The 9,685-nt window shown below is 49.5% G+C and carries 4 protein-coding genes and 1 tRNA gene; all 5 read left to right on the top strand.

Annotated features, from left to right (window positions below; genetic code table 11):
• Positions 1 to 3,495, top strand: a 3,495-nt coding sequence (locus tag ABY436_RS16965) for a putative baseplate assembly protein (protein WP_372740116.1), incomplete at its 5' end; no start/stop codon positions are given.
• Complete coding sequence (locus tag ABY436_RS16960; RefSeq protein WP_372740115.1) at positions 3,492 to 5,567, top strand: hypothetical protein; 2,076 nt, start codon at positions 3,492 to 3,494, stop codon at positions 5,565 to 5,567. The genes ABY436_RS16965 and ABY436_RS16960, both read left to right, overlap by 4 nt.
• A 13-nt stretch (positions 5,568 to 5,580) precedes the next feature.
• Positions 5,581 to 8,823 carry a DUF6519 domain-containing protein gene (locus ABY436_RS16955; RefSeq protein ID WP_372740114.1) on the top strand — a complete coding sequence of 1,081 codons (3,243 nt, stop codon included), beginning with the start codon at positions 5,581 to 5,583 and terminating at the stop codon, positions 8,821 to 8,823.
• Between the two features lie 12 nt (positions 8,824 to 8,835).
• Positions 8,836 to 9,336 (top strand): FimV family protein, encoded by a 501-nt coding sequence (locus ABY436_RS16950; protein ID WP_372740113.1) that lies wholly within the window; start codon positions 8,836 to 8,838, stop codon positions 9,334 to 9,336.
• Between the two features lie 254 nt (positions 9,337 to 9,590).
• Positions 9,591 to 9,677, top strand: a tRNA-Leu gene (locus ABY436_RS16945).
• Positions 9,678 to 9,685: the final 8 nt, after the last annotated feature.

The raw sequence follows: 9,685 nt of genomic DNA, 5'->3' as shown, positions 1-9,685 counted from the left end.
CGAGCGGCTGTTTTTGGCCATACCGCACCTGATTGGCGGGCATTGTCTGATGAGAGTAAAGCCGATTATATCGGTTTACTCAGTCCGGATGAGCTTATCCGGCCCGCAGATATAGAGGAGTGGCCTGATTTTAGCGTGCTGGCACCGCTTTACCCTGAACGCCATAGTGGCAGTTCGGATATTTCAAAAGTACATAGGGCTGCTACCGTTGAAGAAATTGTAGCCGCCGCTAATGGTGCTGCGCAGGGTGCAGCAGCAATGGCCATGCATAAAGCGGCTAATGCGGGTAGCGGTGTAGTAATGGCCGGTGGTCAGATCGCTGAAACAGCCATGAATATGGCGCGCGAAAGTGCTGAAGGGATGAGTGAGGTGGCTAATCTGGCGGTTAATGAAGTAACTCAACGTGTGCGCACGCTAATAGATGCGCAGGGCCAATCGTTACAAGCGTTACAATTATCTGCCTCAAATTTAATAAATCACACCGCATTGGATTTTGCGCGACAGGTCATCGGTGATCGCATTGCTGGATTGCCTGAACGTGTTCAGGCTTTGACGGCACAAGGACTGACTGACCCTGTAGCGATAGCGCGTGCCGTTTTAGCCGATCTTGCTGATGCTATCGCCCCCGAGAATGGAGGCGTCCCACTAGCTGTGTTGCCTAATCTGCAACCGGTCTGGAATGAAGCCGTTGACTCTGTAATAGATACTATCTCAACGGTTCAGAACGAACTTGAAGATGATCAGTCTCCGCCAAACTGGTTTTCTGTCGGAGAAGGGGCACTAGAGGGCGCTGCAACTGCACTTGATAAAGTCGCTAATTCGCTTGCTGACCTTGAACCAGATTTCGACCTGAGCAGTGATACGCCTGCTTCTATTGTGGGAGAAGTCGTTGCGAAGTTAAGAGATGCCATAGGAGAGGAACTCAGCGGTGATCAATTCACCGATCTGCTGAATCTTGCCAGTGTTTTTGGCAGTGTTCAGGATTGGACAGCGTCACTGTTTGATGCCGGCGGAGCAGTAGGCGAATCGTTACTTAAATTGCAGCAGAACATTACCAACTCTGCTGGCGTGATGTTTGCCAAACTAGGCCAGGACGTGGCGAAAATGGCACAAGAGGCGCAGTCAGGTATCGGCGGTACGGCTGCACTGCTAAATCCGGCACAAGCGTTGGCTGCACTCAATGATGCCGCAGTTGAAATGCGTCAACAGTCTCGTCACGCCGGGGTGGCTGCCTTGAGTGCTGCAGCGACAGCCGACGTCGCTGCGCTGGTAACCACAGCGGTCACTATCGCACAGAATTTACCTCCTCCGTTTCCGGCAGCAACGCCTGATAGCATGGCCGAAATAGCACGTCACTTTGCCGCTATGGGCGTAGCACGTGCCGGTGGTAGTCCGGTAAGTGAAGCCGCGGCAGATAGTGTTGGGAATGATATGTTGGCGAAAATCGAGTCTCTTATGCCTGCATCACTGCAGGCACCTGTTGAGTTTGCAGAGCAATTGTTGCCGCTATTGGGTGATGTTGATGATCTGCTCAGTGCACCTCGTAATGGTGCTGAATCCGCATATCAACGCATTGTTGCTGATGTTGAGCGTGCGCTTGTTGGTAAAGTAGTGAGTGTTTCTACGCGACGCGCTCCATTGGTCCGTTCCCCGGATAGTATTGATCTGAGTCGGGTACACGACTCAGTGGTAGCAGGAAGTTGGGCATTATTGTCAGTACCTGATTCAACCGAGCTGTACCGGATTAATAGTGCAGTGGTGGCCAGCCGGGCAGAGTATCTGATGTCTGGACAAACCACGCGGATCGAACTTGAGGGTGAAATGTCGGACGGACGTTTGCCGCCAGAGTTTGAGCACGCCGTGCGTAGTTTGTCCGTGCATGTGAACAGTGAGCAACTCCCGTTGGCTGAAGTGCCCCTGAGTTATCCTGTGTATGGTGAGCGCATTGCGCTGGCAGGTCATGTGGAGGGACTCGTTGCAGGACAGCCTCTGGCACTGAGCGGTAAACGACAGCGTGTCATCATGGTACGGGGAATCAGCAATCGGATTCTTAGCTGTGACGATGGTAGTCAGCGTCTGTTGGTCGAAGGCGATAGCTTGTTAATGATGAAAGCACCTGAACATCTGACGGGTGAGACAACTCATTATCTACCTGCGCAGGATTTTGCCCGGTTACTCGGTAAACGCAACATATGGTTCCGTTTGACCTTACAGGACCGTGATGGCTGTGTTGGTCAGGTTTCACTCAGAGGATCAGAAATCGCATTGGAAAAAGCACATAAAGATGATGCGTTGGTGGCTGAAATCATTTTTCTTGTCGATAGCGATGAGGCGATTACTCAAGATCGTAACCGTAATTATCTGAAGCTTACGGCATCAACGCAGCAGTGCTATGAAAGAATCAGTGCGCGTATTAACGCCAATGTTGTGCCTGCCACTCAGGGTGAAACGGTGGCCAATACTATACTGGGTAGTGGCAATGGTAGCGCTATTAATCAGCATTTTACCTTAACGCAAACACCGCTGACATTTGTAAGCGCCAATACACCCACCGGTCGAACTTCTACTTTACAGGTTAGGGTTGACGATGTGCTTTGGTCTGAAGTGCCTATGCTGCATGGTGCTGAATCCGATGCGCGAGTGTATGAGATTAATCAGGATGATACTGCGCACACCACCCTTCAGTTTGGCGATGGCATTGAAGGTGCTCGCTTGCCCAGTGGTGAGAGTAATTTGCGTGTTAGTTATCGCAAGGGTATCGGCTTAGCGGGTAATGTTGATGCAGGAACGCTGACAACCTTATTGTCCCGACCGCTGGGCGTGAGTGAGGCGGTTAATCCTGTTGCGGCAACAGGAGGAGAAGATGCCGAGCCCTTATCACGTGCTCGGGATAACGCCCCATTGACTGTCCTGACGCTTGATCGGGTGGTGTCTGTTGAGGATTACGCAAACTTTGCCCGTGCTTTTGCAGGGGTCGATAAAGCACATGCCCTATGGGTTCCGGCGGGACCTGCACGGGGAATGTTTCTCAGTATAGCCGGTGTTGATGGTGCGATGGTGCCAGAAACCAGTGAAACATTTAAGAATCTTCTGGGTGCTTTACAGACATATGGTGATCCGCAGATACCGCTGCGTATGACTAACTATATTGATACGCGCTTTCGTTGCCGCTTATCCATCAAGGTTCAGGATGATTATGAAATTGAAACGGTAATTGATAACGTCGGTGCAGCAATACGCAGCCACTTTGGTTTTGCACAACGACGGTTTGGGCAGACGGTATCGGCGGATGAGGTGGTCGCGGTAGCACAAGCGGTGCATGGTATTGTAGGCGTTCATATTACCCGGTTGTATCGCGCGGGTGATCCACTACCAGCCAACGTTATACCCCGGTTATTTGCACGTTTACCTGTGGCATCACTGAGCAGTTTGCCGCTCGCCGCCGAGCTGCTGACAGTTGATGAAAATGCGATTCAACTGGAGGTGTTACCATGAGTTTCGATACGCAGGCATTATTCGCGCTTTTACCGGCCATCCATCGCATCCGGGATGCTGAAATGGCTCAAGCTAACGGTCTTGAACGAGGTCCGTTGGAAGAGCTTATAGGTGTGTTAGCAGAACAGATCAGTGTCGCTGATGAGAGTCTGGAACAGCTCTATGATGATCTGTTTATTGAGACATGTGCTGAATGGGTCGTGCCTTATATCGGTGATCTGATTGGCTATCAGAGCTTACATAATGTGGTTGCCAAGGTCGCAAGTTCGCGGGCAGAAGTTGCACATACGATCGCTTTGCGCCGTCGTAAAGGCACGGCACTGGTCCTTGAGCAATTAGCCCGCGATGTAACCGGCTGGGATGCACGTGCGGTTGAATACTTCCAGCGATTAAATACCACCCAGTATATGAATCATCCACGCTTAGGTAATCTGCAATCGCCAGATTTACGCAAAGGAGACGCTCTGGAGTGGACAGGGAGTGCTTTCGAAACCGCCAATCGTACCGTCAATGTTCGCCGGATTGAGTCTTCAGGACGGCATAATATCCCTAACGTTGGATTACATCTGTGGCGGATTCAGGCGTATCCACGCACCTTGTCTGCGGCACACAGAGAAGGCCCGCATCGTTATCGGATTAACCCGCTTGGGTTTGATATGCCGCTGTACAATCATCCTCAGACAGAGGTTGAAATCACCCATCTGGCTGATCCTGATAATGTTCCCTGGCCGATGTCCCGGCGTCGAATGCATCATCATCTTGAGCGCTATTATGGAGAAAGAGCAAGTGTTGCAGGGGCGCCAGATAATCCGAATCCTAGTCTTCAGTTGTTTGTTGATGGCATCCTGATAGAAAGAGATAAGGTGCGCATCTGTAATCTCAGTGATGATGGCGTAGGTTGGGCTAATAGCCCACCCCCCGCTGGTATTTATGCGATTGATCCGCAACTGGGACGGGTTGCCTTGCCTGCAGAAGCAGACGATCCAGCGGATGTTCGTCTGAACTGGCATGAAGGTTTTAGTGCCGATATCGGCGGTGGTGAATATGAACGTGGCGATAGTTTGCCCGTTCCGGCTGACCTTGCCACCTTAGTGCGTGTACCGGATCAACATTTAACATTGGCAAGTGCTTTAGCAGCGATTGCTGGCAACGGTGTGATTGAAATTACTGATAACAGCAGCTACAGGGGAATAGTTACTATTAACGTTGCTGATGAAGGTCGTGTAGAAATTCGTGCAAGTAATAATCGTCGGCCTGTATTGGATCTGGGTGGCTTCACCGTCACCGGAGGAGAGAACAGCAGCTGTATCTTGAATGGTTTAGTCATCAGTGGCGCACCTGTAGACATCGCGGATGAAGCGGATAACCAGCTAGCCATGCTGGATCTTGTTCACTGTACGCTGGTGCCGGGCATATCGTTGAACACTGATGGTTCTTCGCGACAAGCAGGTGCGGCGAGTTTGATCGTCGCGATTGATGGTGTGGATATCGATATTCAAAAATGCATTATGGGTGCTATTCGTTGCCATGAACGAAGTAGTGTGAGGGCAGCGGATAGCTGTATCGATGCCAATAACCCGGAGGCTGTTGCTTATGCAGGGTTAGATGGTGAGTCTCCTGGTGCTGTCTTGTCGCTGCTTGCATGTACTCTAATCGGTAAAGTGCATGCCAGTGAAATGTCGCTTATTTCAAATAGTATTCTGTTGGCAGCGCTTTCTGATGCAGACACCTGGGTTGTGCCGGTTAGAGCTGAACGAAAACAAGCCGGGTGTGTCCGGTTTTCCTGGTTGCCTTTCAGCTCTATTGTTCCGGCGCGCTACCACTGCCAACCGGATTCTGTTGAGGCCGGCCTGCAGGTAACTCCACGTTTTACATCGCTCCATTATGGCACGCCAGCTTATGGACAGCTTGCAGGCAGCACTCCTGATCTAATATTCAGAGGCGCGGATGACGAGAGCGAGATGGGCGTGTTTCATCATTTATACGGCGCTCAGCGAGAAACCAATCTGCGTATACGTCTTGCGGAGTACCTGCGGGTAGGGTTACGCGCCGGCATTTTTTACGAATCGTGAGGGAGTACATATTATGACTTTCGATCTCAGTCGCATCCGCTTCGATGCTCGCAAGGACTTTTTAGGCGTCGTAATGCAGCAAGGCCGGGTTCAGTTGGATTCCGACTGGAATGAATGGATTGCGCAATTGTCACGTCGCCTTCAGGCGGGCACTTTGGATATGTTTAATGGTAGCGTAGTGCCACGTATCACCCCTGAAGGGTTTCTTATTGAGGCAGTCGGCGGTGCGCTCAGTATTGGCGCTGGCCGAATCTATGTTGATGGTTTGTTGGCTGAAAATCATGGCGGGGCGCCATTAGCCTGGAATCCACAATTGGCAGAGCTCAGCGGTACAGCCGCTATCGATTACGCTAGCCAACCGTATTTACGATCCTATCCGTCTGATGATTTTAACAATAGCGCCTTACCCGAAGGAGGGCCGCATCTGGCATATGTGGATGTGTGGCAGCGTGATGTCAGTGCTGTAGAGCAACCGGACTTGATCGAAACCGCAGTTGGCGTGGATACCACGGGCCGCCGTCAGACGGTCTGGCAAGTCAAAGTACTGGAGAATGTCGGAAATATCAGCCGCGATACGCCCGATGAAGATATTCCCGGTTGGCGCGAAGCCACTGAACCTTCGGCTGCACGCTTAAGTGTAGGCGTTGGATCACCTCCTGATGAAGCGGATAATCCCTGTTTGATATCGCCAACAGCCGGGTATCGGGGACTGGAGAATCAGCTTTATCGTGTTGAGGTACATACAGGCGGGACTCTGGGAACCGCCACCTTTAAATGGTCGCGAGATAATGCAACGGTTGCATCACGTGTTACTCATATCAACCCTGAACGGGACCGGATCACCGTTGAAAGTATCGGCCGTGATGACCTGTTGCGCTTTAACGATGGAGATTGGGTAGAGGTTACAGATGATTGGCGTGAATTGAATAACCTGCCGGGTGAATTACGGCGGATTAAAGCCGGTGGTGGTGTCGATGAAATTGCCCGTACGCTGGCGTTTGATGCGCCTTTACCTGCAGAACCGGCAAGTATTAATGATCCCGGACATTTTCCAGTTGGCGGCAACAATGCAACAGATTCAAGCCGCAATACCCGCGTTCGTCGTTGGGATCATGCCGGACAGGTTCGTCGTGAAGATGGTAGTGTTGCGCAGAATCTTAACGATCCGGGGAGTAATGGTGAAATCGTTATTCCACCAACCGCTACCGGCTTGTTTATTGAGCACGGTATTGTGGTGCATTTTGATTTGAATCCTGATGCAGCGTTACATCCGTCGGGTGGTGAGTTTAAAAGCGGTGATTACTGGGTGTTTGCCGCACGCAGTGCGGATGCCAGTGTGGAGTTGCTGGATAGGGCAGCACCGTTGGGTATTCATCATCATTATGCGCGTTTGGCACGTGTCCGTTTCCCTGACGATGAAACGGATTTCAGAACCTTATGGCCTGCGATGGTTGAGGGAGAAGACTGTAGTTGTTCGGTTTGTGTCAGTGCAGAAAGCCATAATAACGGTACAGCGACGATCCAGCAGGCGATTGATGGTATTAAAGATACGGGGGGGATTGTCTGTCTGGGGATCGGGACCTATAACATTGATCGTCCTCTGGACGTGATCGGTGCGCGAGTAATGACCATCCGAGGCCAGGGGTGGGGCACCTCATTGGTGGGCACAGAGCCCGGTGGTATTTTTAATATTGCTGATAGTAAAAGTGTCTCGTTGGAATATTTCACGGCTATTGCTTCTGCAGGAAAGTCTGGGGTTAGCAGTGTCATTGAGGCGCATAATATAATTGATCTGAGTGCTGATCACATCAACTTGATAGGGCTTGCTGTAGGCAGTAGTACCAGTGTTGGGCTCGGCTTATCCGGCTTGGTCTTAGGTGCTTATATCAGCCATTGTGCCGTTATTGCCGAGCGTGGTATCGCGGTTACCGGAACCGGTAAAGTAAATTTCGTTATTAGCGGTGAGTTGCATATCGAACATAATCTGTTCTTTTGTAGCCAGCGAGCGGTCAGTTTCGATGCGCTAAGCCTGCACTTTGGTAACACCCAGATGACAGCGAATCTGATGTTAACCGGTAATGATACCGCCATCGTTGTTACGGGTGCTGTCCTGGAGCGATCTCAGATGCTTATTGCTGATAATACGATCGCTACCACGGGTGATGGTATTCGTGCAGGTGTAGATTGTCTTACCATCAGTGGCAATAAATTAAGTGGTTCAGGAAGACAGAGTAACCAGGGTATTGTATTGCAGCAAGGTATCGATCCTGCTGCTATTGGTCAGGTCATCATATCTGAGAATCGGATTTCAGGATTTAATGGCAATGCTATTACTATCAACTGTCGTACTGAAAGCATAATTATTTCGCAAAATCTGATCAAAGAAATTGGTCTGGGTGTATTAGTCATGAGTGAAAGCGGCGCGGCGGACTTACTGACGTTTAGCGCTAATCAGTGTCATAAACTTGGCCTTCAGGCAAGGGATGACGATACCGCTTTTGCTGCGATACAGCTACTCCGTGTTTCTCGCTGTGATGTGCTCGACAATGTTATAGCCAGCGTTGCACTGTTATCTATTACCAGCCCGGGTGTTGACGCGATTCGCACAGCCGCTACCGGTCAGCTACGAGTGGCCGGGAATAGGTTTTTTGCGATAGGGCCCGACCGCATTAGCAGTGCCGCCATGGTTAATGCAGCACACTTTTTACCACCTTTTGATCATCTTAGTTTTGAGAATAATAGTGTTGAGCGTCTTGGTGATGAGAGTCAAAAACCGACCTCTATCAATTGGCAGGCAATAAATATGTCGCCAGAAGCTGTTCAAATGAGATATTTCGCAGAAGCTAGCTTTATTAGCACAGAGAAGGGCGGCGAGGCTTACCTGCTAACAGCGACGGGGGTTTCTGCTGTTGATTATCGGCTGCCTTCTGCATCAATCAGAGGTAATCATTTACGTGCACACCTGACCGATGTCGCGCTCAATCAGTGTGCTCAGATCGATAGCTGTTTGTTTACAGAAAATCACTGTGAAGTGACAGGTGAGACAAGTAAGCAGTTCTTGCTGGGGGATTTTAGAGCAGGAACATTGAATGTCAGTAATAACCATCTGATAGGTGCGCGAGACCGGGACACGTTGCACTTAGCTACAAGGATTAAACGTGCAATAGTGATTGGAAATACCGCAAGTGGCCCTATTGTTGTTCAGGGCGACCCAGTACCTGCTGATATTAATCTGACGAATATTATTGGCTTTTGAAGGAGATAGATTATGCGTGTCGCAACTTTTCGTGGTGAACCTAATGTAGCCGATATTGCTGAAAACCTATTCGCCAGGCTGAACGATACTCAACGTGAAAAAGTGGTTGAGCAGCTATTAAAAGCAAATCCTCAACTACGAAACATCAGTAAAATGAAAAAAGGTACTATTTTACGTGTACCTTCCATACCTGAACTTAGCGTTAAAACTACCCGAAGTCTGGAAAACTCAAGTGACCAGGTAGCTGAAGAGTTAGCCGATGCTTTAAATAACTTTGAAGCACGAATGCAAAAACGTACCGAAGAAGAAATCAAAAATACACAAGTACAACTGTCAGTATTAAAAAGTGATAACTTTCAGGCAATCATTGCTGATTCTGATGTACTTCACGTGTTGGCAAAAAACACGGCTGAAGCGCTCGAAACGCGTAGTAAAGAGCTGCCAAAACGACATGATGACGTGAGTAAAGCGATCCGATTGGGGCTGGATGACTTGAAAACAATGTTGAAATAAAAAACAGACGCTATAGATTAATGATAAGTTAAAAAACAAGAATACTTGTATTCTGGTGAATTTTCAGTGAAGAGCGTGTTAATACAAGTATTTTATGATTGTCATAATGACTCGAGCAAAATTTGTAAGCTTTTGAAATAAAACACTTGTAATCATTCAGAATATTCGGATAATACGCCCCATCTCAACGAGATACAGGGGCTTACTTACGGCCTCCACCTACTCCAGTAGCAAAAGCTACAGCGGAGAATCCAGCCCGGATGGTGAAATTGGTAGACACACAAGACTTAAAATCTTGCGCTTGAAAGAGCGTGCCGGTTCAATTCCGGCTCCGGGCACCATCACTACT

It is taken from the genome of Neptunomonas sp., from assembly GCF_041601355.1.
Classification (GTDB): domain Bacteria; phylum Pseudomonadota; class Gammaproteobacteria; order Pseudomonadales; family Balneatricaceae; genus Neptunomonas.
This window is presented reverse-complemented; position numbering and strand designations above follow the sequence as displayed.